The sequence below is a fragment of the Cytobacillus sp. genome (genome assembly GCF_964223445.1).
In the GTDB taxonomy this organism is placed as follows: Bacteria; Bacillota; Bacilli; order Bacillales; family Cytobacillaceae; genus Cytobacillus.
In genome coordinates this window covers 1-21,409 of the sequence record NZ_CAXQGS010000006.1, presented here as the reverse complement: position 1 = coordinate 21,409, position 21,409 = coordinate 1, and the positions used below count along the sequence as shown (strand labels likewise).

The 21,409-nt window shown below is 42.6% G+C and carries 20 protein-coding genes; 5 read left to right on the top strand and 15 right to left on the bottom strand.

What is annotated here, in order from left to right:
- Positions 1-255: 255 nt before the first annotated feature.
- The 6 genes from pfkA to dnaE form a co-directional block, all read right to left on the bottom strand.
- Positions 256-1,215, bottom strand: coding sequence for a 6-phosphofructokinase (pfkA, locus tag ACEQ1T_RS00815; protein WP_206839075.1), 960 nt, complete (start codon positions 1,213-1,215; stop codon positions 256-258).
- A 406-nt stretch (positions 1,216-1,621) separates the two neighbouring features.
- Complete coding sequence (gene accA / locus ACEQ1T_RS00810) at positions 1,622-2,599, bottom strand: acetyl-CoA carboxylase carboxyl transferase subunit alpha (protein WP_370221446.1); 978 nt, start codon at positions 2,597-2,599, stop codon at positions 1,622-1,624.
- A complete protein-coding gene (gene accD, locus ACEQ1T_RS00805; RefSeq protein WP_206839077.1) occupies positions 2,584-3,462 on the bottom strand; it encodes an acetyl-CoA carboxylase, carboxyltransferase subunit beta in 879 nt (292 codons plus the stop codon). The genes accA and accD overlap by 16 nt, the downstream gene beginning before the upstream one ends.
- A 162-nt stretch (positions 3,463-3,624) precedes the next feature.
- Positions 3,625-4,188 carry a FadR/GntR family transcriptional regulator gene (locus tag ACEQ1T_RS00800; protein WP_370221447.1) on the bottom strand — a complete coding sequence of 188 codons (564 nt, stop codon included), beginning with the start codon at positions 4,186-4,188 and terminating at the stop codon, positions 3,625-3,627.
- Positions 4,189-4,256: 68 nt separating this feature from the next.
- A complete protein-coding gene (locus ACEQ1T_RS00795) occupies positions 4,257-5,495 on the bottom strand; it encodes an NADP-dependent malic enzyme (protein ID WP_370221445.1) in 1,239 nt (412 codons plus the stop codon).
- A 182-nt stretch (positions 5,496-5,677) separates the two neighbouring features.
- Entirely contained in the window at positions 5,678-9,037 is a 3,360-nt protein-coding gene (gene dnaE, locus ACEQ1T_RS00790) for a DNA polymerase III subunit alpha (protein ID WP_370221444.1), read from the bottom strand.
- Positions 9,038-9,152: 115 nt separating this feature from the next.
- Between dnaE and ACEQ1T_RS00785 the strand changes: the two genes are divergently transcribed.
- Positions 9,153-9,548: a YtrH family sporulation protein gene (locus ACEQ1T_RS00785; RefSeq protein WP_312886159.1), complete on the top strand. Its 396-nt coding sequence runs from the start codon at positions 9,153-9,155 to the stop codon at positions 9,546-9,548.
- Complete coding sequence (ytrI, locus tag ACEQ1T_RS00780) at positions 9,545-10,045, top strand: sporulation membrane protein YtrI (RefSeq protein WP_206839084.1); 501 nt, start codon at positions 9,545-9,547, stop codon at positions 10,043-10,045. Before ACEQ1T_RS00785 ends, ytrI begins: the two co-directional genes overlap by 4 nt.
- A gap of 31 nt (positions 10,046-10,076) precedes the next feature.
- On the opposite strand, the gene ACEQ1T_RS00775 is transcribed toward ytrI, so the two are convergent.
- Positions 10,077-11,012 (bottom strand): bifunctional oligoribonuclease/PAP phosphatase NrnA, encoded by a 936-nt coding sequence (locus ACEQ1T_RS00775; RefSeq protein ID WP_206839087.1) that lies wholly within the window; start codon positions 11,010-11,012, stop codon positions 10,077-10,079.
- Positions 11,013-11,152: 140 nt separating this feature from the next.
- Between ACEQ1T_RS00775 and ACEQ1T_RS00770 the strand changes: the two genes are divergently transcribed.
- On the top strand, positions 11,153-11,458 hold the full coding sequence (locus ACEQ1T_RS00770) for a YtpI family protein (RefSeq protein ID WP_206839088.1): 306 nt from the start codon (positions 11,153-11,155) through the stop codon (positions 11,456-11,458).
- A gap of 73 nt (positions 11,459-11,531) precedes the next feature.
- Here ACEQ1T_RS00770 and ACEQ1T_RS00765 read toward each other — a convergent pair whose 3' ends face one another.
- From ACEQ1T_RS00765 to ACEQ1T_RS00755, 3 genes are all read right to left on the bottom strand, one after another.
- Complete coding sequence (locus ACEQ1T_RS00765; RefSeq protein WP_206839090.1) at positions 11,532-12,851, bottom strand: CBS domain-containing protein; 1,320 nt, start codon at positions 12,849-12,851, stop codon at positions 11,532-11,534.
- An 84-nt stretch (positions 12,852-12,935) separates the two neighbouring features.
- The gene (locus ACEQ1T_RS00760) at positions 12,936-13,184 is read right to left on the bottom strand and encodes a hypothetical protein (RefSeq protein ID WP_206839092.1); all 249 of its coding nucleotides are present in this window, start codon (positions 13,182-13,184) and stop codon (positions 12,936-12,938) included.
- 265 nt (positions 13,185-13,449) lie between these two features.
- Positions 13,450-14,130, bottom strand: coding sequence for a metal-dependent hydrolase (locus ACEQ1T_RS00755; protein ID WP_206839094.1), 681 nt, complete (start codon positions 14,128-14,130; stop codon positions 13,450-13,452).
- A 162-nt stretch (positions 14,131-14,292) separates the two neighbouring features.
- On the opposite strand from ACEQ1T_RS00755, the gene ACEQ1T_RS00750 reads away from it, so the two are divergent.
- Positions 14,293-15,390 carry a M24 family metallopeptidase gene (locus ACEQ1T_RS00750; RefSeq protein WP_370221443.1) on the top strand — a complete coding sequence of 366 codons (1,098 nt, stop codon included), beginning with the start codon at positions 14,293-14,295 and terminating at the stop codon, positions 15,388-15,390.
- A 128-nt stretch (positions 15,391-15,518) separates the two neighbouring features.
- Here ACEQ1T_RS00750 and ald read toward each other — a convergent pair whose 3' ends face one another.
- On the bottom strand, positions 15,519-16,640 hold the full coding sequence (ald, locus tag ACEQ1T_RS00745) for an alanine dehydrogenase (protein ID WP_206839098.1): 1,122 nt from the start codon (positions 16,638-16,640) through the stop codon (positions 15,519-15,521).
- A gap of 156 nt (positions 16,641-16,796) precedes the next feature.
- Positions 16,797-16,964: a hypothetical protein gene (locus tag ACEQ1T_RS00740; protein WP_206839100.1), complete on the bottom strand. Its 168-nt coding sequence runs from the start codon at positions 16,962-16,964 to the stop codon at positions 16,797-16,799.
- Between the two features lie 109 nt (positions 16,965-17,073).
- Here ACEQ1T_RS00740 and ACEQ1T_RS00735 point away from each other — a divergent pair, with 109 nt between their 5' ends.
- Positions 17,074-17,529: a universal stress protein gene (locus tag ACEQ1T_RS00735; protein ID WP_206839102.1), complete on the top strand. Its 456-nt coding sequence runs from the start codon at positions 17,074-17,076 to the stop codon at positions 17,527-17,529.
- A gap of 33 nt (positions 17,530-17,562) precedes the next feature.
- Here the strand turns inward: ACEQ1T_RS00735 and argH are convergent, their stop codons facing one another.
- The 3 genes from argH to pbp4b form a co-directional block, all read right to left on the bottom strand.
- Entirely contained in the window at positions 17,563-18,960 is a 1,398-nt protein-coding gene (gene argH, locus ACEQ1T_RS00730) for an argininosuccinate lyase (RefSeq protein ID WP_370221442.1), read from the bottom strand.
- Positions 18,957-20,165 (bottom strand): argininosuccinate synthase, encoded by a 1,209-nt coding sequence (locus tag ACEQ1T_RS00725; RefSeq protein ID WP_206839105.1) that lies wholly within the window; start codon positions 20,163-20,165, stop codon positions 18,957-18,959. The genes argH and ACEQ1T_RS00725 overlap by 4 nt, the downstream gene beginning before the upstream one ends.
- A gap of 189 nt (positions 20,166-20,354) precedes the next feature.
- Positions 20,355-21,409: penicillin binding protein PBP4B (gene pbp4b, locus ACEQ1T_RS00720; protein WP_370221441.1), on the bottom strand; the 1,055-nt coding region annotated here is incomplete at its 5' end.

Sequence of the window (21,409 nt, the reverse complement as noted above, 5' to 3'; positions counted from 1 at the left end):
ACAGAAAGGCGTCCTTTGCCTTTTTGTGAGGATGCTCGAAATGTGGAGGCGACTGCCCAGGGACGACAGGCATAAGACGGTTCCTGTAAGAAGGCGTTTTTCCTTCTGAAAGGATACGGCTTATGACCCCGAGTCCCTAGGAGCCGAAACAAGACAAGCTTGTGACCTCGAGGGGATAGGCTGCTTGCGCTAGACAGTTATCTTGTCAGCACAGGACCTTTTTGGGCGCATTGTGCTGGTTAATATGTGACAAATTTAAATAGACAGTTCTTTCGAAAGTTTGTATAGATCCAGGTCAAGTGTATGCTCTCTATCCAATATTTCTATTATATCATGGTCAACAAGTTTATTATTTTGAATTCCTACTGCACGCCCGCCTTTGCCTTCAAGAAGAAGTTCTACTGCATGCGCTCCAAGGCGGCTTGCCAGCACCCGGTCGAATGCAGTTGGGGATCCGCCCCTCTGCATATGGCCAAGAACGGACACCCTTGTATCAAAGTTTGTTGTGTCTTTGATCTGCTTGGCAAATTCCACTCCGCTGCAGACTCCTTCTGCAACCACAATGATACTGTGTTTTTTGCCGCGTTCATGCCCCTTTTTAAGTCTCTCTGCTATTTCATCCATACTATAGCCTGCTTCAGGGATAAGAATTGTTTCCGCACCGCCTGCTAATCCTGCACATAAAGCGATGTCTCCTGCATCTCTTCCCATCACTTCAATGATAAATGTTCTTTCATGGGAAGTAGCTGTATCACGGATTTTATCAATTGCATCAATAACCGTATTTAAAGCCGTGTCAAAGCCAATAGTATACTGCGTTCCCGGAATATCGTTATCAATGGTGCCAGGTACGCCCACACAAGGAAAGCCCTGCTCTGTCAAAGCCTTTGCTCCACGATATGATCCGTCCCCGCCAATTACTACAAGACCTTCAATGCCGTGCTTATTCATCTGTTCAATGCCTTTTTGCTGGCCTTCTTTTGTTTTGAACTCTTCGCTTCTTGCAGAATGCAGGACTGTGCCGCCGCGATGGATGATGTCACCAACCGAACCAAGGTCAAGCTTCTTAATATTCCCTGACATTAAACCGGAATATCCTCCATAAACACCATATATTTCAATATTATGATAGATCGCTTTACGGACAACTGCACGTACAGCTGCATTCATGCCAGGAGAATCGCCGCCGCTTGTTAATACTCCTATTTTCTTCACAATAATCACCCCGAATGTAATTTATATAAAAATAAGAAAGCGTGTTGTCTGATGCGCTGTTTATTAACAGCCTATAAACCATGGACACGCCTGCCCAGGAATTTTGTATGTAATATAGGCTCTTTATGTAAAGCAGAGCATAGTCTGCTTATCTTATTATTGAACAAAACGCTATTGAATATTTCTAAAATACCATGAAGAAGGGAGCATCTCAACTTAATCACGCAAATTCAAGGAAATACAGAATTGTCGGGATACTGAAAGCGTTTTATATTGAAAACCTGTATTTTTCACTTTGAAAGCGGGATTATCATGGAAGCCTCCCGCTGGCGAAGATAGGCTTCCATTCGGCACCAGGGTGCAATACGGATGTGCAAAAAATAAAAGCGTGCCCGAAAGCACGCTTTTATTTTACCCCAATAAATTCCTTTAAAAACGAATATTCACCAATGGATTTAAACTTGTTGTACCGGTGGTCAATCAGCTGTTCTTCAGAAAGATCCATCAATTCCTTCAATGATTGATAAAGGACCTCTCCAATTTCAGCGGCCTGAACCTTTACATCTTTATGGGCCCCGCCCTTTACCTCTTCGATAATCTCATCAACAACACCTAATTCTTTTAAATCCGGAGCGGTAATTCTCATGGATTCTGCAGCCTTTTTGGCCTGCGTGGCATCCTTCCAGAGAATGGCAGCAGCTCCCTCTGGAGAGATAACCGAATAAGTGGAGTTCTCAAGCATGTGAATATGGTTTCCCACACCGAGAGCCAGCGCCCCGCCGCTTCCTCCTTCACCGATGACGATACAGATAACAGGCACCCTAAGGCTTGCCATTTCAAACAGATTTTTGGCAATTGCCTCACTCTGCCCGCGTTCCTCTGCGGCTTTCCCGGGATAGGCACCCTTTGTATCAATGAAACAAATAATCGGCCTTCTGAATTTATCTGCTTGCTTCATAAGCCTTAATGCTTTGCGGTAACCTTCAGGATGCGGCATTCCAAAATTTCGGCGGATATTCTCTTTTGTGTCTTTTCCGCGCTGGTGCCCGATGACAGTAACCGGAAGGCCCCTAAACTTTGCAATGCCTCCAACAATGGCTTCGTCATCCCCAAAAGCACGATCTCCATGACACTCGAAAAAATCCTCAAAAAGATAGGAGATATAGTCCTGGGTGGTTGGCCTTGCGGGATGTCTTGCAATCTGCACACGATCCCACGGTTTCATATTTTCATATATATCGGTTTCTAATTTTTCCAAGCGCGCTTCCAGCTTTTCTATCTCAGAGGATAGGTCTACATCGGCTGTTTTTGTGAACTCTTTTAATTCAGCAATCTTTTTTTTCAGTTCCATAACCGGGCGTTCAAATTCTAATTCTCCTGCCATTGGAAGTCACCTCCTGGTTGATGTATCGATAGAATGGCTGATATCTTGTCCTTTAACTCTGTTCTGGGAATCACCGCATCCAATTGACCGTGTTTTAATAAGAATTCTGCTGTCTGGAAGTCTTCCGGCAGTTCTTCACGGATTGTTTGTTCTATGATTCTGCGTCCCGCGAAGCCAATCAAAGCACCAGGCTCCGCCAAATTATAATCTCCCAGTGAAGCAAAGCTTGCAGACACACCGCCCGTTGTCGGATGAGTCATAATGGAGATAATCAGGCCGCCATTATCACTGAATCTTTTTAAGGCTACACTTGTCTTAGCCATTTGCATCAGGCTCAATACGCCTTCCTGCATTCTTGCTCCGCCTGAAGCGGTAAATATAATAAAAGGAACTCCCAATTCATCAGCTTTTTCAATGGCACGGGTAATTTTTTCTCCGACTACTGAGCCCATGCTTCCCATTCTGAAAGTGGAATCCATAACGGCCACTGCAAGTTTTTGGCCATTTACAGTGCCTGTCCCAGTCACTACCGCTTCATTAATCTTTGTTTTTTCCCGATCCTTTTCTAGCTTTTCAATATAATCCGGGAAATTTAGAGGATTTTCAGATATCATGTTTGCGTTAATTTCCTCAAAGCTATTGGCATCCAAAAAGCTTTCCAAACGCTCTTTTGAATTCATGGTGTGGTGGTATTGACAGTGGAAACACACTTTAAGGTTCTTAACCAATTCTTTTGTATACATGATCTTCTTGCAGTTCGGACACTTTGTCATGATTCCTTCCGGCACATCCTGCTTTGCCGTTTCCGATGGAATGGTTGCATATTTCTTCTTCTTCGTCTTAGTGAAAATATCTTTAAGCAAGATGAAACCTCCCTGATAATCGCTGAATCATTTCCATTAATTTCAATAGTGGTCAGACCACCGATTTAAAAATGAATGCCTAACTCTCCTAGGCTCTTTTTATGCTTGTCTGATTATTTAAATATAGAGGATATCAGCTTTAAAATCTGCAAAAAATTGTCGTTAGTCTTTCGACAATTTTCTTAGATTCCTATATACACGAATAACTTCAGATTCATTTCTGGAAATCAATGTCTCAATCAGCTTTGCATATTGTTCCCTGGTTACCATCATTGTCTCCATATCCAAAGAATTATAATAATCTTTAAGGATAATCCAGATGCGGAGGAAAAGATGATTATCTGCAAGTGTGACGATTTCCAGGAAAAAGTCATCATCTGAGTAGTCTGCTTCAAGAGACCACTTTTTGAACCTAAGAAGCTGCTCTTCTCCAGCCTTTTGAATGATTAGCCATAAACAATCAAGCTCGATCAAAAACTTGGTTTCTTTAACATCTCTTATGGATTTCTTATCCTGAAGAATAAACGTGCTAAGCAGCTGTACGAGCTGATGTCCTCTAAAATCCCTCATAAAAGTCCCCTCGCCCCTCCTTGTCTCTATTAAGCCAAGAAGTTCAAGGGCTCTTAACGCTTCCCGAACGGAAGAGCGCCCGACACCCAGGCGCTCTGACAGCTCTCTTTCAGAAGGCAATCGATCTCCAGGCTTAAGTCCGTCATTTTCAATCATGGACCTAAGCTGTTTAACAATGCCGATATAAACCTTCGTGTTATTTTGAGGTGGATTCACGTATGGAGTCACTCACCTTTTCCAATGACAGCAAGTTGCTTCGTTTTTTCCTTTACTTCTTCAGGATCCACTTTAATGCGGGCAACACCGGTTTCCATAGCTGCCTTTGCCACAGCGGCCGCAACTGCAGGAGCAACACGGGGATCGAATGGCCCAGGGATGACATAGTCCGCATTCAGCTCACCCTGATGAACCAAATTGGCAATGGCTTCTACAGCAGCTACTTTCATTTTCTCATTGATATGAGTTGCTCGGACATCCAGAGCTCCTCTGAAAATTCCAGGGAAAGCCAGCACATTATTGACCTGATTTGGAAAGTCGGATCTTCCTGTTCCGACTACCATCGCTCCAGCCGCTTTCGCTTCTTCAGGCATAATTTCAGGAGTTGGATTGGCCATAGCGAAAATAATCGGGTCCTGATTCATGGCACCAATCATCTCTGCCGTTAACGCTCCAGCCGCAGAAACCCCGATGAATACGTCCGCGCCTTTAATAACATCAGCTAGGCTTCCCTTCGCATTCTCACGATTCGTATACTTCGCTACTTCATTTTTTATCTCATTCATTCCCTGCGGGCGGCCTTCATAGATGGCACCCTTTGTGTCACACATAATAATATCGCGAACACCATAGCTGTAAAGAAGTTTAATAATGGCAATTCCGGCCGCACCCGCACCGTTTGCCACAACCTTAATTTCATTCATTTTCTTCCCCGAAAGCTTCAAGGCATTCACAAGACCTGCAACAGTCACAATGGCAGTGCCATGCTGGTCATCATGGAAAACAGGAATATTTGTTTCCTTCTTTAACCGCTCCTCTACATAAAAGCAATTTGGAGCAGCAATATCTTCAAGGTTTACGCCTCCAAATGTAGGTTCAAGAAGTTTTACAGTCTCAACGATTTTATCAACATCGGTCGTATTAAGGCAAATTGGAAATGCATCCACTCCTGCAAAACTTTTGAATAGGACAGCTTTGCCTTCCATTACAGGCAGGGCGGCTTCCGGCCCGATATTTCCTAATCCCAGCACAGCTGTTCCATCGGAAACTACCGCGACCATATTACCTTTCATCGTATATTCATAGACAGTTTCCGGCTTATCATAAATCTCCTTGCAGGGCTCAGCAACCCCAGGGGAGTAAGCAAGGCTTAAGTCTTTGGCATTTCGCACCTGTACTTTTGATTTAGATTCCAATTTCCCTTTATTAACTCTATGCATATGCAGTGCTTCTTCGCGTAGGGTCAAAATTTTCACTCCTCATATTCCGGATAGGATTTATATATATAAAGATAGATCAACGTAGAAATATCTGCTGCCGTTCTGCTTGATTATCAGATGGCGCATGGCTTATCTTCCGCGTCAGTGGTCAGACCAGTTTATTTTTCTTCTTACAAATATACCATAATTGTTATTGTTGTAAAGCGTAATTACTTTAAAATGACGTTATTCTGCCCAAGCACTTTCATAAGCAAATGAAGGAAATCATCTGATGGTGTAATCAGGTCCTCTTCACCCAGGCGAATGGTTTTTCGGGAGCTTTCATAATATAACACCACCTGAACCCGGCCTTCATTTTTCTTAAATAATTCTTTAAGCAAACGAAGATTTTCAGATGTTTCCCGATCCTCAGTAATCCTTAAATATAAAACCGGATCTTTGTTTTGCATTTTTTCAATTGCATCCTTCACATCATCAAGATGCTGGACAATCAGCTGTTTCTTTCCGTCCCGTTCCTCTAACCTTCCTTCCGCATAGACGATGCTTCCCTGTGAGCATTGCATTGAAAATCGGTTATACACCTTTGGAAAAACAACTGCCTCCATATCACCCGTCTGATCGCTCAAGGATAGAAATGCCATTGGCTCGCCTTTTTTCGTACGGATCTTTTTCACTTCGGATAAATATGCAACTGTTTTTGCCTTATTTGCATTTCTTTCGAGTTCAAGCAGCGGACTGGCATCCAGCAGGTGAAAAGATGATTCGTAAATTGAAACCGGATGATCTGATAAATACAGGCCCAGCACATCTTTTTCAAATCTCAGCTTGTCCTCGGAACGGATCGGATCTACTTCGGTATATTTAGGCTTAGGAAAAAATTCATCATCCTCAAAGAAATCAGTTTGATCGTCTTCCGGCATAACAAGCTGGGCATGTTCTGCAGCCACATCCAGGCTGGCAAGCAGAACAGCTCTATCTTCCCCAAATTCATCAAAGCTGCCTGAATAAACCAGAGATTCGAGGACCTTACGATTAACAGCTTTTGTTGAAACCCTGATGCAAAAATCAAACAGATCTTCAAAGCGCTTATTTTTCCTTGCCTGAAAAATATCCTTTAAAGCTGCAGCACCTAAGCCTTTTATGGCAGCAAGACTATATCTGATTGAATCTTTCTCTACCAGAAATGAGTAGCCGCTTTTATTAATGGATGGAGGGCTGAGCGCCAGACCCATCTGTCTAAGTTCTCCGATATATTGGGCAATCCTGCCCTCATTTCCTACGGCTGAAGTCAGCAGGGAAGCCATAAAGTAAAGCGGATAATGAGTTTTTAAATATGCCAGCTGATAAGCTATGAAACTGTATGCAACCGCATGGCTCCGATTAAATCCATAGTTTGCAAACCGGACAATTAGATCATATATATCATGAGCAGCTTGTTCATTATAGCCTTTCTTCACTGCTCCCCCTACAAAATGGACACGTTCACGGTCCAGCACTTCTTTTTGCTTTTTGCTGACCGCTCTCCGAAGCAAATCGGCTTCCCCCAGTGAAAATCCTGCCAATTTTGCAGCGATTTGCATAATTTGTTCCTGATACACGATGACACCATAAGTATTTTCAAGAATAGGCTTCAAATCAGGATGAGGATAATTTATCGGCTTCCTCCCATGCTTCCTGTCAATAAACAGCGGGATATTTTCCATTGGACCGGGGCGGTAAAGGGCATTGACAGCCACAATATCTTCAAAGCGTGTTGGCTGAAGCCTTGTCAGCACACTTCGCATTCCCTCAGATTCAAGCTGGAAAATGCCTGTAGTATCTCCTTTTCCCAATAGACTGTATACTGCCTCATCATTTAGGGGAATGTTTTTTATATCAATCTTTGTGCCTGTTTTTCTTTGGATAGAGATTAGGATATTCTCGATTAATGTCAGATTCCTAAGACCGAGAAAATCCATTTTTAATAGGCCGACATCTTCAAGATGCTCCATCGAGTATTGGGTCAGATAAACATTTTCATGTCCCTTTTGAATAGGAATGGCCTCAACCAGCGGGTGCTCGCTGATTACAACACCGGCAGCATGAGTGGATGTATGCCTTGGCAGACCTTCCAGTTTGATAGCCGTTTCAAAAAGCCTTCGATTTAAATCGGATTCCTGGGTGAATCTTCTTAGAGGCTCTGATTCTATGTAGGCCTCTTTGAGACTGATGCCCAATTTGGAAGGTACTTTTCTTGAAAGCATGTCCAGCTCTTTCGGATTAAGCCCAAATGCCCTGCCGACATCCCGAAGTGCAGCCTTGGCTGCAAGTGTTCCAAACGTAAGAATTTGGGCAACATGGAGCTCTCCATATTTCCTGGAGACATACCGAATCACCTCATCCCTTCTGTGATCCGGGAAATCTATATCAATATCAGGCATGGAGACTCTCTCAGGATTTAGGAATCGCTCAAATAATAACTGATGCTCAATTGGATCCACATCTGTAATGTATAAGACATAAGCAACCATTGAACCGGCAGCAGATCCCCGTCCCGGACCGGTTAAAATCCCATTTTCTCTCGAATACTTCATAAAATCCCATACGATTAGAAAATAATCGCTGAACTTCATGCTTCTAATTATATTCAGCTCATACCGCAAGCGTTCCCTATGCTCATCATCTGCGTGCGGATATCTGTCAGCAAAACCCTGCCAGCAGACTTCGGCCAATAGCTCATCGGCACTCATACCTCTTACAGCAGGATATTTAGGAAGGTTCTGTTTATCCAGCTCAAGCATGACATTGCATTGCTCTGATATCTTGATCGTATTCTCCAAAGCATCCGGATAAGCGGATAACAATTCCGCCATTTCCCCGGATGATTTTAAATAATACTCATCACTCTTCAGCAGCTCTCTCGCTTCATCCTGAAGCTTCTCTCCATTTTTAATGGCCAGCAGGCACTCGTGGGCAAAAGCATCTTCTTTCTTTAAATAACAGACACTATTTGAAGCAGCCAGGCCAATCCCAGTTTCTCCGGAAAGCTGTACCAGGAGTTCATGGTTTTTTTTCTCTTCACGCAGCCCATGATCCTGTATAGCGAGAAAGAATGAATTCGGCTCGAAAAGACTGCTGAAAAGTTCTGCTGTTCTTTTTGCCTGGCCGAATTCGCCTGCCTCAAGATATTGTTCAATTTCCCCATCAAGGCCGGGAGTTAAAGCAAACAATCCTCCTGCATAGTGCTTTAGCCATTTAACAGGGATGCCTTCAGGCGATTTAGTCTGGACTGTGCTTGTGATTTTTAATAGATTCTGAAAACCCTGCCTGTCTTTAGCCAAAAGAACCAACGGATAAGCTTCGCATTCGGTTATCTCGCTTAATACATCCACACAGAGGCCCAGGATCGGTTTTATGGACTGCTTAAGACATTCTTTATAAAAGGCAACAGCTCCGTACATGACATTCCGGTCCGTTAAAGCCAGGGCAGGAAATCTGTATTCCCTGGCGCCTGACACAAGCTGTTCTATTCTTGCCGTGCTCGACAGCAGGCTATAAGCGCTATATACATGAAGGTGAATAAATGACACGTTTTTCACACCCTTAATTTCTCTGTATTTTCATTATAGAACGCCCGTTTCCAAAAAGAAAATATGTTCTCTTTTTAACGGGAGCTAAAAAACATATTTTTCTAAGTTTGTCCATATGATGAAGTATCAAGATAATTCTGGCAGGGGCATTCCTGCAGCGAGGATGGATGATATGAATACCCAGCCCTTTTTTTCCACTTTAATTGAGAGTTATTTTATTGCTTTCGGTGTTTTGATAGGAGGTTCAATCATTGGAGGCATGGCTGCTTTTCTGACAGGAAAGCCTCCTTTAAATCAAATCTTCCAGATTTCCAATATGATACGCATTTGGGCTATCATTGCAGCAATCGGAGGAACCTTTGATACAGTTTACAGTTTTGAAAGAGGTGTCATGGACGGACAGACAAAGGATATATTTAAACAATTCATGCTGATTCTTTCTGCTCTCGGAGGGGCCCAGACAGGCGCCATGCTTATTAACTGGCTGACTCAGGAGAACATTTCAGCATGAGGATACCGCCTTACTACCGATTGCCATCCTGGCAGCGCTTTTTAGCAGGAATGGCCATAGGGGGCATCATCAGCTGGTTTATTTTTTTATTTGTTTTTGGGCAATGGCAGGAGAGATACAGTAAAGAAATCAAGCTTCAAAAGGATGCTATTTATGAATTGGAAAAAGATAAGGAAATCTGGCAAGAGGAATTTAAAAAACTAAATAAAGAAAACCAGAAAAAACTGACTGTCCAGGATATTTCCATTAAAATTGTCAACAGCGAAAAATATAAACTGGATTCCTTCAGTGTTTTTCAGCTGGAAGATGAAATAAAAGAGGATATTAGCATGATGGTTGCCAAAGACATCGATACTGTTTATAAAAGCAGCGAATTGATCGAGAAAATAATAGAAAATAAAACACATCGGGTAAATGAAAAGAGATACCGGGTGGAAATTAAAGAACTGGTCATCTATACAACCGTCTCAATTGAATTGAATATTATGCTGGATTAATGCCCGGCTTTTGCCGGGCATTATATTTTAGTCAGCTTTGGCAGACATCCTCCAAATCTCTTACAACCGATTCCATCTCTTCCCAAGAATAAATGGAAGCTCCGGCAGCAAGAGGATGCCCTCCTCCTTTGTACTTCCTTGCAATTTCATTAATTATCGGACCCTTCGAGCGGAACCGCACACGGATTTGATCGCTTTCTTCAATAAAGAAAACCCATGCTTTTATTCCCTTCACATCGCCAAGAGTGCTTACAAGCAGGGAAGCTTTAGAAGGCACTGCCTGAAATTCTTCGAGCAATTCTTTTTTCAGGATCATTACAGCAGCCCCGCTGTCTCTCATTTCAAAGTTCTGCAGCACATAGCCCTTCAATTTAACAATATTTGCATCCAGCTCGTACATTTTATCAAACAGTTCCGGCCGTGAAAAATTATAGTGAATCAGTTCACCTGCATATGAAAATGTCTTTTCGGTCGTGCTTGGATAGAGGAAACGGCCGGTGTCCCCTACTATTCCGGCAAATAACAATCTAGCCGCTTCATCAGACATTTTCAGGCCCTGATCTTTGCCGAAAAGATAAAACTCATAAATCATTTCACTGGTAGAGCTTGCGTCCGTATCAACCCACATCATATCTCCATACGGATCCATATTAGGGTGATGATCAATTTTGATCAGTTTATTACCAGCTCCATATCTATGATCACATATCCGTTCCGCATTTGCTGTATCACAAACAATGACCAGCGCCCCATTATATGTATCATCAGATACTTCATCCAGCCTTCTCATATAATGAAGTGTTTCTTCTTCCTTCCCGACAGTGAAGATCGATTTTTCAGGGAATGAAGCCTTCAGGATTTCAGCAAGGCCTCCCTGTGAACCATATGCATCTGGATCAGGACGGACATGCCGATGAATAATGATTGTTTCATATTTTTTAATTTCATCAAGTATCTTCTGTTTCATGGCGCGCTCCTTTTTTCTGAATACTACTTTATTTTTACCATATCATCGTGAAAAGAAAAAGAAAACACAGCACGCTTATGGCAATTTTTTAATAATGCAGGTAGAATAATAAGAGATTGTCGAAATTTGGAGGTTATGAGATGCCTATCTTTGTTATCCTGATTATTCTCTCTTTTTCTTTCTATATTTTCTACAAAGTTAAATTCTTCAGAAGCAGACAGCCGGCTGAAAGACAATGGATATCAGCAAAGTCCAGGATTGCGCTCGGATCATTTGTCGCGATTTTTGGCCTTAATCAGCTGTTTTTATACAACACAACAACAGCTCTCATTGTGGGAATTGTGTTTATCCTTATTGGGGGATTGAGTATTTGGGGCGGTATAAAAGCATATAAATATTACATGCCTCATGCTGCAAAAGAAGCTGAGGAAGCTAGGAAGAATTAAATTTTACCGGACTTCCGAAAATGTCCTGCAAAAAAGCCGTTCAATTGCGAACGGCTTTTTCTTCATTTCTCTCTTAATGCCTGTCAATAAGCTGGCACATCATCATCGCCTTGCCTACAAGGACACCTTCGTTAAAAACTTCAACATCTACTTTTCCGAACTTCCGTCCTACTTCCAATACTTTAGGATAGATCTCAAGCATACTATCGATCTGAACAGGCTTAATAAAGTAGACCGTCATATTTTCAACTACGAGGTCACCTTTTTTATAGTTTCTTAACACTCTGTTTGCAGCTTCAGATACAATGGTTGTAAAGACTCCATAGGAAATTGTTCCGAGGTGGTTTGTCATCTGAGGAGTAACCTCACAGCGATAAACGTCATCCCCTTTTGTTTTTCCCCGTGTCATAACAAGCTGGTTGGTGACTATATCGTCTATTGTTTCGCCCACCTGCGGCTGCCTTTGGATCATCTGCAGCGCCTTCAGCACATCCTGACGGCTAACAATCCCTTCGAGTTTATTCGCTTCATCTACCACAGGAAGCAATTCGATTCCTTCCCATACCATCATATGCGAGGAAGAAGCAACACTCGTTTTTCCGCCAACCGTCATTGGATTTTTGGTCATTATTTTTTCAATAGGCGTTTCCTTTTCATGTCCCATAATATCCTTGGAAGTGACAACTCCCTGCACCTTCAGATTACTGTCGACAACCGGGAATCGGCTATGGCCGGTTTCACGATTGTACGTTAGCCAATCCGCAATTGTATCGGTTGTTTTCAGGAAAATCGCTTCTTGCAGCGGAGTCAGGATGTCTTCAACGAGTACAATCTCCTTTTTGATCAGCTGGTCATAAATAGCCCGATTGATCATAGTTGCCACTGTGAAGGTGTCATAGCTGCTTGAGATCACAGGAAGCTGCAGGTCGTCAGCAAGCTTTTTAACATGGTCTTCTGTATCAAAGCCCCCAGTAATTAACACAGCAGCCCCAGCCTTCAATGCCAGTTCGTGTGCCTGGGTCCGGTTTCCGACAATCAGCAGATTTCCGGCATCAGTGTATCTCATCATCGCTTCAAGCTTCATCGCTCCAATTACAAACTTGTTCAGTGTTTTATGGAGGCCGGCTCTTCCTCCGAGCACCTGGCCGTCAACGATATTAACAACTTCTGCAAAAGTAAGCTTCTCAATATTTTCTTTCTTTTTCCGCTCGATTCTTATTGTCCCAACACGTTCTATTGTACTGACATATCCCTTATTTTCAGCATCCTTAATCGCTCTGTATGCAGTCCCCTCACTCACAGCGAGCGCCTTGGCGATCTGTCTGACCGAAATTTTTTCTCCAATTGGCAGTTCATCAATGTATTGTAATATTTGCTCATGCTTAGTAGCCAAGACTTTCACCCTCTACAAATTATTCCTTATTTTTCATTATAAGGGTAAAGAGGCCTTGATACAATTGACTCCGGGAATCTTAAATTATCTGCCGAAGGAGCGCACCCGCTTCCTGTCTGCCATTTTTCGCACCTGCTTCCCCGAAGCAGCCGCTTTTTTCGGGGCAAACAGCAATGCAGTCAAGTTTCCTGCAATAACAAAAAGGGCAAGGGCCAGCCAGCTGATGGCAAAGATCCCTTCAGTCCCTCCATTAAACACACCCATTCTTGGAGCGGCATAATAAAGCATCAAGCCGCACAGCAGCAAACAGAGCAAATATCGGTTTTTATCCAATTTAGTTTCCTCCTTTATCCTATCCTCCCTAAAATGTATGCGGACAGGCTGGGAAAATGATTGGTTTCTAAAGAAAATCGGAAGCGCCTTGCCCACCCCCGACAAGCACAAGACGAGCCTCTCAGAAAAGCGTTCTTTGCCTTTTTGGGAGGCCCGTCTTGTGACCTCGAGGGGGTAGGCGCTGGAACTAGACAGTTATCTAACTTCAGGATTTATACATTCCTCATTAACAAACGCAGCCTCCATCAGAAGCTGCGTCTTCATATTACAATTCGATAGATTCTCCTGCTTCCAGCACCTGCCCGACTCCTGTCTCCAGCATGCTGATGAATTTATGCGGATCCTGCTTGATTGGCGGGAACGTGTTGAAGTGAATCGGAACTACCTTTTTGGCGCCAAGCAGTTCTGCTGCGTATGCTGCATCATCCGGCCCCATGGTAAAGTTATCTCCAATTGGCAGAAATGCCAGATCTATTGGATGACGGTCGCCAATTAACTTCATGTCAGAGAAAAGCCCTGTATCCCCAGCATGGTAAATCGTTTTTCCTTCTAGAGTAATAAGCACACCGGCAGGCATTCCCAGGTAGATAATCTCGTTATTTTCTGTCTCAAGGCCTGTTCCATGAAAGGCAGGTGTCAGCTTCACTCTGCCAAAATCAAAGTCATATCCCCCGCCGATAGACATCCCGTGAGCATTGACACCCTGCCAGCCCAAATAGGTGGCAAGCTCAAAATTTGCAATAACAAGAGAGTCATTGCGCTTTGCCAGTTCAATCGTGTCCCCTAGATGGTCACCATGTCCATGGGTGACAATAATGACGTCCGGCTTCTGATCCTCAGCTTTTAAGTCTGTCAAATCATTCCCGGTAATAAAGGGATCTATTAAGATGGTTTTTCCCTGTGATTCGATTTTCACTACGGCATGTCCATGAAATGATACTTTCAATTTTATGCTCCTCTCTAATTTTAAGTTATGTAAGTTACTTCAACGAAAAACAAGTTATTCCTGCTTTCTTTTGATATATACCCGAATTGGCAATCTTTAAAAAGTTTACAATTTCTTATTTAGTTGCTACTCTCAGAGTATTAGTATATAAGGAGGTTCACTATGAATAATAGATTGCAGAAACTATCTCAGTGGATGAAAGAAAATGATATCCAGGCCAGTTTTGTAACATCGCCGGATAATGTTTTTTATTTAAGCGGTTTTTTAAGCGACCCTCATGAACGTTTGCTTGGATTGGCTGTTTTCCAGGAAGAAGAGCCTTTCCTCGTATGTCCGGCCATGGAAAAAGAAGATGCCAAAAAAGCCGGCTGGAGCCATGAAATTATTGGCTACAGCGATATTCAGAACCCGTGGGAATTTATTCAGACATCCATACATAAAAGAATTGGAAAAGTAAATAAAGCCGCCATTGAAAAAGAACATATGAATGTGGAGCGGTATGAAGCGATCTCCGGAATATTTAGCGGGGCTTCATTCGTTTCGGCAGAAGAAAAGCTGCAGCAGCTTCGTATGGTGAAAGATGAAAAAGAATTGGAAATCATCCGCGAAGCATGTGCCCTGGCCGATTTTGCGATTGAAACAGGATGCGCAGAGATCCAGGAAGGAAAAACTGAACTGGATGTTCTAGCTGCCGTAGAATATGCGTTAAAGAAAAAAGGCGTTAACGAAATGTCTTTTTCTACCATGGTCCTGACGGGGGCTAACGGAGCTTCCCCTCATGGTACACCAGGAATGACAAAGATTCAAAAAGGGGATTTAGTCCTATTTGACCTTGGAGTTGTCTGGAATGGCTACTGCTCAGATATTACCAGGACTGTGGCTTACGGTGATATCAATGATAAACAAAAAGAAATTTATGATACGGTCTTAAAAGCTCAGCTTGCAGCTGTGGAAGCGAGCAAGCCGGGGGTCACTTGTGCAGCTATTGACCTGACAGCAAGAAACCTGATAGCAGAAGCCGGCTACGGCGACTATTTTCCTCATCGATTGGGCCATGGACTTGGTGTGAGTGTTCATGAATATCCTTCATTAACAGAAACAAACTCACTTTTGCTTGAAGAAGGAATGGTCTTCACCATCGAGCCGGGAATCTATGTCCCGGGTGTTGCCGGAGTGCGGATTGAAGATGACCTTGCTGTAACAGCAGACGGAGTTGAAATTTTAACCAAGTTCCCGAAAGAACTTCAGATTATTAAATAGAAACCTGAACAAGATTCCACAGAAAATCCGGAGCTGCCCAGCACCGGATTTTCTATAAAATAAGCGTCTGGCTCCAGGTGCCATCGGCTCGAGGTCATAAGCCGATAAGCTGGCGCCTACCGCTTTTCCTATAGCTGTTCCAATTGTGTTCCCGTATCTGAATAGTCAAGGTTATGGGCCTCAGCTACCGCCTTGTATGTCACATAGCCATTTAATGTATTAACTCCCTTTAATAAAGCCTCATTATCCAGACATGCCTGCTTGTAACCTTTATTCGCAATTTGTACTGCATAAGGCACCGTCACGTTGGTCAGTGCAAGTGTTGATGTTCTGGGAACTGCTCCCGGCATGTTAGCTACCGCATAATGAACTACGCCATGTTTTTCATATGTGGGATTGTCATGGGTAGTAATTCGATCCGTTGTTTCAAAAATCCCTCCCTGATCGATTGCGATATCCACGATAACAGAACCAGGGCTCATCGTTTTGATCATTTCCTCTGTGACAAGCTTAGGAGCTTTTGCACCCGGAATCAGTACAGCTCCAATCACGAGGTCTGAATCCTTAACAGCTTCAGCGATATTGTAAGGATTTGAGATTAATGTTGTTACTTCTTTTCCAAAGATATCATCAAGCTGCCTAAGGCGATCCGGATTCAAATCGATCATAGTCACCCTAGCCCCAAGGCCTATTGCCATTTTTGCCGCATTGGTTCCTGCAACCCCGCCGCCGATAATGGTAACATTTCCCCGTTGCACCCCTGGTACCCCCGAAAGCAGGATTCCTTTTCCTCCATGTATTTTTTCTAAAAATTGAGCTCCTACTTGAGCTGCCATTCTCCCGGCCACTTCACTCATTGGAGTCAATAGAGGCAAAGTCCGGTTGGGAAGCTGAACTGTTTCATATGCGATGCCCGCTACTTTCTTATCAATTAAAGCACTTGTCAAATCAGGTTCAGCAGCCAAATGCAGATATGTAAAGAGAATTAACCCTTCCCGAAAATATACATATTCGCCCGGTATCGGCTCTTTTACCTTCATGACCATATCCATTGACCATGCCTCTTCTGCAGTATGAACAATATGTGCACCCGCACTCATATAGTCGTTATCCGAAAAACCGGAACCAGTCCCGGCACCCGCTTCGATATAGACTTCATGTCCAAATTGGATGAGATTCATAACACCAGCAGGGGTCATAGCAACCCTGTTTTCATTGTTTTTTACTTCCTTTGGAACTCCGATACGCATGCTGCATACCTCCGTATTTTAAGTGATATACCTATTAACTTTATATGGCTATTTGAGGGAAAAGTATACAACAGCTTTGCCCATTTTTATCTCTTTACCCTTTATTGACAAATCCTCATTAAAAAAGCTCTCATGTTCCTATGAGAGCTTGCTTTCTTATTGCAGATTGCCTTCATTCCGTTCGTGAGCCTCCATGTCAAACTCGGCATTCGGCTGATCAATAACACCGCTGTTATAAGCGTTCATGATTTGTGCGCTAACTTCATTTGTACCCTGCTCATCAAAAAAATACGCAGACCCTGCTTTCGGTTCTCTCTTTTCCATTTTCATCTGCTCCTTTAATAAATTTTCTTCAGCCTTACTATTGTTCGATTTTTTGTTACAGATATTCAGATTTTACAGCTGTATAATATAGGTAAAGGAGGAGATTCAAATGGGCATGAAGTATAAAAACATATTAGTCGCGGTAGATGGTTCAACGGAAGCAGAATGGGCTTTTAAAAAAGCAATAGAAATTGCGAAGCGCAATAACGCTTCCCTGGTATTGGCACATATCATTGATACCCGCACGTTTGCCACTGTTGAAGCCTATGACCGCACGATTGCAGAAAGAGCTGACCGTTTCGCAACAGAATTAATGGAAAAATACAAAAGAACGGCAATGGATGCAGGCATAGAGAATGTAAATTATGAAGTCGATTATGGTTCCCCAAAAGTGAAGGTTCCAAAAGATATTGCAAGAAAGCACAACGTCGACCTGATCATTTGCGGTGCAACAGGCATGAACGCAGTTGAACGTTTCATCATCGGCAGTGTATCTGAACATATTACCCGCTATGCCCGCTGTGATGTCCTCGTTGTCAGAACGGATAAAGAAGATGAAGAATAGAAAAATGGCGCTGCAGAAGGCAGCGCCATTTTTCTATTCTTTATTAACATACTCTTTAATGCCAAGAGATTCCTTCGCTTTTTCAATCGCGATGCTTACTTGTTTAAATCCTGTTCCGCCTGCACTATTTCTTCTTTTGACAGCTGTATAAGGATCCAGTACTTCATAAATATCTTCTTCAAACAATGAATGGGCATTCTTGAAATCTTCAAGCGGTAAATCCCCAAGGAAGCATCCCTTTTGTACACAGACAAGGACCAGTTTCCCGACAATCTCATGCGCTTCTCTGAATGGAATGCCTTTATCAGATAGATAATCCGCCAATTCAGTAGCATTGGAAAAATCATTTTTAGTCGCTTTTACCATCTGATCTGTTTTAACCTTCATGGTCCGGATCATTCCTGCAAAGATTTTCAGTGAACCTGTGACTGTCTTTACAGTATCAAACATCCCTTCCTTATCTTCCTGCATATCTTTATTATAGGCTAGCGGCAGACCCTTCAGTACTGTCAGCAGCCCCATAAGGTTACCGTATACACGTCCCGTTTTACCGCGGATAAGTTCCGCCATATCCGGATTCTTCTTTTGGGGCATAATGCTGCTGCCTGTTGCAAAGCTGTCATCCAGTTCAATGAATTGAAACTCCTGGCTTGACCAAAGGATGAATTCTTCACTTAAACGTGACAGATGCATCATCAGGATAGAGCTTGAGGATAAAAACTCAAGAATAAAGTCTCTGTCACTTACTGCATCCAGGCTGTTTTCATAGATGCCTTCAAATCCAAGAAGTTCCGCGGTATACACGCGGTCGATTGGGAAAGTGGTTCCAGCCAGTGCCCCTGCTCCAAGCGGAGATAGATTGATTCTTTTTAAGCTTTCAGAAAGTCGCTCTTTGTCTCTCTCAAGCATCCAGAAATAAGCCATTAGGTGATGACCGAAAGAGATCGGCTGTGCCCGCTGCAGATGCGTATAGCCCGGCATTATGGTTTCCACATTATTTTCAGCCTGGATGATTAACTCTTCCTGCATTTCCTGAATCAATTCAACAATCTGCTCCACCTGCTTGCGCAGATATAAGTGCATGTCTGTTGCCACCTGGTCATTTCGGCTTCTTGCGGTATGAAGTTTACCGCCGACTGGCCCGGTCAGTTCGGTCAGATGACTCTCAAGATTTAAATGAATATCTTCAAGTTTTACTGAGTAAGCCAGTTCATCCTTGGCAGCTTTCTCTTTTAGCTGCTGAAGGCCTGTTTTGATTTTTTGAGCTTCGTTCTCAGTGATGATTCCTGTTTTAGAAAGCATGGCAACGTGGGCCATGCTCCCTTCGATATCTTCCATAACCAATTCCTGGTCAAATGAAATCGACGCTCCGAATTCATCTACCCATTCTTCAGCAGATTTTGTGAATCTGCCTCCCCATAACTTTTTCACACTGTCACCTTCTTGCTGTTTTGAACAATGCTCTGCACTTTTGTCGGCAATCCCCAAAGCTTAATAAAGCCAACTGCCGCATTATGATCAAATTCATCATCGGAAGTATAGGTTGCTAACTTTTCATCGTACAGTGAATACGGAGATTTTCTTCCTTCAACAATCGCATGGCCTTTAAATAGCTTCACTCTGACTGTTCCTGTAACAAAGGTTTGAGTCTCTTTCAGGAAAGCTGTTAATGCATTGTTAAGCTGAGAGAACCACAATCCTTCGTATATAAGCTCAGCCACTTTTTTCTCAATAACCGGTTTAAAGTGGGCCAATTCTTTTACCATAGTTAAGTCCTCAAGCTCTTTATGTGCTTTAAGAAGTGTCATCGCTCCCGGACACTCGTAAACTTCACGGGATTTGATTCCGACCAGTCGATTTTCCACATGGTCGATACGTCCAACTCCATGCTTGCCAGCAATCTCATTCAGTTCGGCAATAAGCTCGGAAAGCTTTATACTTTTGCCATTCAAGCTGACAGGTACTCCCTTTTCAAAACCAATTTCAACCGTATCAGGTGTATCAGGAGCTTTTTCAAGAGAAACAGTAAGATCGTATGCATCTTCCGGAGGAGCTGCCCATGGATCTTCCAGGACTCCGCACTCATTGCTTCTGCCCCATAAGTTTTGATCAATGCTGTAAGGAGAATCCAGATTAATTGGGATGGGGATATTATTTTGTTTTGCATATTCAATTTCTTCCTCACGTGACCAGCTCCACTCACGAACTGGAGCTAACACCTGAAGATCAGGGTTTAGAGCCTGGATTGCCACTTCAAAACGAACCTGGTCATTTCCTTTTCCGGTACATCCATGTGCGACGGCAACAGCACCTTCTTTTTCTGCTACTTCAACAAGCTTCTTGGCGATCAGCGGACGTGAAAGAGCAGAGATCAATGGATACTTATTTTCGTATAAAGCATGTGCCTGCAGCGCTATTAATGCATATTCATTAGCAAATTCTTCTTTTGCATCAATTACATAGGATTGGACAGCACCAACAGTTAAAGCTTTTTTCTGGATGAAGTTGAGATCTTTTCCTTCACCAACGTCAAGACAGCAGGCAACAACTGCATAACCTTGGTCCTGCAGCCATTTAACTGCAACTGATGTATCCAAACCGCCTGAGTATGCAAGAACTACTTTATTTTGAGACATATATATTTCCTCCTTAGATTATACGTATAAATATACAATTAAATTATGTTTTTATTCATTTATTATTCTCTTACTTTAACAACCTTTTCTTTAAAAATCAATACTTATTCTTAAAAATGTATAAAAATAAATATTATTTCCCCAAATAAAAAGGGCAAAAGCCCCGTTTTGGCTTTTGCCGGCAATAGTTTAGTGATTTAATGCTTCATAAACCGCTGAAATTACACTCCCATATTGACTGATGCTGTATGTGTCACCTTGAAACTTATGCGGATCCTTTATTGGATCGATGACAGGAGAATGTTTTTTATTTGTCAGGAGAGCGATAGCTAAATGATTTTCTCTGTCTATCACCGTTACCGTTCCTGTCCAGCCGGTATGCCCAAATACTTCTTTCCCAGCATACTGGCTGAACATCCACTCCATACTTGAATCTCCGTTCAAGCGCCATCCTAACCCATATGTAGGATTCATATCATAAGGTTCTACAAATTTATCAATTGTTTGTTTATCAAATAACTTTATATTTCCATAGCCCCCATCATTAAGCATTACCTGCATCAGGACAGCAAGATCTGAAGTTGTGGAAAAGAGGCCAGCATGCCCGGATATTCCATCCATTGAATAAAAGGACTTCTCATCATGAACCTCTCCCTGAAGAGTATAGGTCCGGATATTTGGGAAGGAAATGACCCCATCCCTGGTGTTGCCGTGTAATTCAGTTGCGGCGAAATCCTTTTCTATGAATCCTTTGCGAAGCGGATTAAATAAAGTATGCTTTAACCCCAGGGGCTTATAGATATGATGCTCAGTATAATCGTCAAGTTGCACTCCCGTTATTTTTTCAATAATAAATCCCAGCAGCATATAGTCAATGTCACTGTAAACCAGTTTAGTGCCAGGTTCATACTGAAGGGGAGTTTTTAAAATCATGGAAAGCGTTTTAGTGCGTTCCTGGGAATATAATTCTCCCGCCCTTTCAGGATTATGATAATGGATGCTTGAAGGAAATCCCGCAGTATGGTGGAGCAAGTCGATTATCCGGAGTTCACCTTTCCCTTTTATTTCATCTTCCGCTGAATCTTTAAATTCGGGAAAATAATACTGAATTTTTTCTTCAAGATTGATCTTTCCTTCACTGACAAGATGCTGCAGTGAAAAGTTAACGGCATACATTTTCGTGTTTGATGCTAAATCAAACATGGTTCTTGTCTTCATTTTCTGCGGGTGATTTAACGGATCAG

Coding starts and splice junctions, on each gene's coding strand:
- ACEQ1T_RS00770 (WP_206839088.1), top strand. CDS start 11,153: ATGCCTATCTTTGTTATCCTGATTATTCTCTCTTTTTCTTTCTATATT.
- ald (WP_206839098.1), bottom strand. CDS start 16,640: ATGCGTATCGGAGTTCCAAAGGAAGTAAAAAACAATGAAAACAGGGTT.
- ACEQ1T_RS00785 (WP_312886159.1), top strand. CDS start 9,153: ATGATGAAGTATCAAGATAATTCTGGCAGGGGCATTCCTGCAGCGAGG.
- ytrI (WP_206839084.1), top strand. CDS start 9,545: ATGAGGATACCGCCTTACTACCGATTGCCATCCTGGCAGCGCTTTTTA.
- ACEQ1T_RS00750 (WP_370221443.1), top strand. CDS start 14,293: ATGAATAATAGATTGCAGAAACTATCTCAGTGGATGAAAGAAAATGAT.
- ACEQ1T_RS00800 (WP_370221447.1), bottom strand. CDS start 4,188: ATGATTGAAAATGACGGACTTAAGCCTGGAGATCGATTGCCTTCTGAA.
- ACEQ1T_RS00725 (WP_206839105.1), bottom strand. CDS start 20,165: ATGTCTCAAAATAAAGTAGTTCTTGCATACTCAGGCGGTTTGGATACA.
- ACEQ1T_RS00775 (WP_206839087.1), bottom strand. CDS start 11,012: ATGAAACAGAAGATACTTGATGAAATTAAAAAATATGAAACAATCATT.
- ACEQ1T_RS00735 (WP_206839102.1), top strand. CDS start 17,074: ATGGGCATGAAGTATAAAAACATATTAGTCGCGGTAGATGGTTCAACG.
- ACEQ1T_RS00740 (WP_206839100.1), bottom strand. CDS start 16,964: ATGGAAAAGAGAGAACCGAAAGCAGGGTCTGCGTATTTTTTTGATGAG.
- accA (WP_370221446.1), bottom strand. CDS start 2,599: ATGGCAGGAGAATTAGAATTTGAACGCCCGGTTATGGAACTGAAAAAA.